Source organism: Anabaena sp. CA = ATCC 33047 (assembly GCF_963870205.1).
Classification (GTDB): domain Bacteria; phylum Cyanobacteriota; class Cyanobacteriia; order Cyanobacteriales; family Nostocaceae; genus Trichormus.
Genome location: NZ_CAWMSA010000086.1, coordinates 95,044 through 96,671, shown reverse-complemented (window position 1 = coordinate 96,671; position 1,628 = coordinate 95,044). Strand labels below are relative to the sequence as shown.

The window sequence follows — 1,628 nt, the reverse complement described above, 5'->3', positions numbered from 1 at the left end:
CCCTAACTATCAATTAATTTCGATAAAATCACTATGGTGATATTTAACCTAATTTAAACCTAATGGAAATTGCTCGCTCACAACATCCCCAAACAACCTTGATACGTCCTGAAATCCTTGCACCTGCTGGTAACTGGGAGTGTGCGAAAGCTGCTGTAGAAAATGGGGCGGATGCAATTTATTTTGGTTTAGATCGGTTTAACGCCAGAATGCGGGCGCAAAATTTTACTGAGGCTGATTTACCTGAATTAATGACATTTCTCCACCGTCGCGGTGTGAAGGGTTATGTCACTGTCAATACCCTAATTTTCCCTAAAGAATTACCAGAAGCCCAGCAATATCTTCGGACAATTATCGCGGCTGGTGTAGATGCAATCATTGTTCAGGATGTGGGTATTTGTCGCCTCATTCGTCACCTATCGCCAGATTTTCCCATTCACGCCTCAACTCAAATGACTATTACCAGCGCGCCTGGGGTGGAGTTTGCTAAGTCTCTGGGTTGTCAGTTGGTCGTATTAGCTCGTGAATGTTCCCTCAAAGAGATTAACAAAATTCAGCAGCAGATTGCACAACGGGCGGCGACTTTACCGTTAGAGGTGTTTGTGCATGGTGCATTGTGTGTGGCGTATTCTGGACAATGTTTAACCAGTGAAGCTTTAGGTGGACGTTCTGCAAATCGGGGTGAATGCGCTCAAGCTTGCCGGATGCCTTATGATTTAATTGCTGATGGGGAAATTGTAGACTTAGGGGAACGGAAATATTTACTCAGTCCTCAAGATTTAGCCGGGTTGGAAGTATTACCAGATTTAGTCAAGTCTGGCGTAACCAGTCTGAAGATAGAAGGTCGGTTAAAAGCACCAGAATATGTTGCTAATGTCACTCGTGTTTACAGAGAAGCATTAGACCGGGTAATGGAGGCATTAACCAGACCTAACCCCTTAACCCCCTTCCCTACAAAGGAAGGGGGAATAAAAGCTCCCCTCTCCGTGTCGGAGAGGGGTTGGGGGAGAGGTCAAGAAAACTACAACTTGGAAATGGCGTTTTCTCGTGGACTTTACACAGGTTGGTTTGAGGGAATTAATAATCAAGAATTAGTTCATGCGCGTTTCGGGAAGAAGCGGGGGGTGTATTTAGGCGAAGTGACCCGTATTCGCAATGAACAGGTGACAGTAAGATTAGAAGCACCGCTTAAGCCTGGGGATGGTGTGGTGTTTGACTGCGGTCATCCAGAGGCGAAGGAAGAAGGTGGGCGAGTTTATGGTGTGGTACACAAAGGTAAGGATGCAGTTTTAAGCTTTGGGAAAGGTGCTTTAAATTTTCGTCGGGTTCATGTCGGGGATAAGCTGTGGAAAACCAGCGACCCAGAATTAGATAAGCAACTACGCCAGAGTTATGCGGGGGAAAATCCCCAATTTCAGCGTCCGATAACTGTAGAAGTGTATGGGGAAATCGGTCAATCATTGGTGGCGATCGCCCGCGATGAGTTTGGTAACATTGTACAAGTAGCATCCGAAATCCTACTGGTAGAAGCACACACCAAACCCCTAGACACAGACCGCCTCAAAGAACAATTTGGTCGTCTAGGTAACACCCCTTTCTATTTGGCAACATTAACTAATCATCTCACT

1 protein-coding gene is annotated in these 1,628 nt (G+C 45.7%); it reads left to right on the top strand.

Going from position 1 to position 1,628, the window contains the following annotated elements:
• Positions 1-62: 62 nt before the first annotated feature.
• On the top strand, positions 63-1,628 hold a 1,566-nt coding region (locus AACS98_RS23175), incomplete at its 3' end, for a peptidase U32 family protein (protein WP_232317226.1).